Source organism: Pseudomonas sp. 2822-17 (genome assembly GCF_002742485.1).
Classification (GTDB): domain Bacteria; phylum Pseudomonadota; class Gammaproteobacteria; order Pseudomonadales; family Pseudomonadaceae; genus Aquipseudomonas; species Aquipseudomonas cyclaminis.
Genome location: NZ_LJRZ01000533.1, coordinates 1 through 304 on the forward strand (window position 1 = coordinate 1; position 304 = coordinate 304).

General features: G+C 34.5%; 1 protein-coding gene. It reads left to right on the plus strand.

Going from position 1 to position 304, the window contains the following annotated elements:
• On the plus strand, nt 1-304 hold a 304-nt coding region (locus AOA60_RS22290; protein ID WP_178075397.1), incomplete at both ends, for a UbiA family prenyltransferase.

A 304-nucleotide genomic window follows, 5' to 3' on the forward strand; every position in this document is an offset into this window, starting at 1 on the left:
CTGCAGGATTAATTTCAAGGCTTGAAACAATAGTATTTATTATATTGTCTTTTGCATTATTATTCTTTGCATCCTATCAACTAAATATGTTAGCAGTTTATCTATTACCGATTGCTGTATTCTTTCTCGTATTCTATTCTTATACAAAAAGGTTTACTTGGATGTGTCATGTGTTCCTTGGATTTACCATTGCCATAGCACCTCTAGGTGGCTGGGTTGGAGCTACAGGAACTTTAACATGGGAAGCATTTCTATTATTTATAGCAGTGGCATTTTGGACAGCAGGTTTTGATGTTATATATGC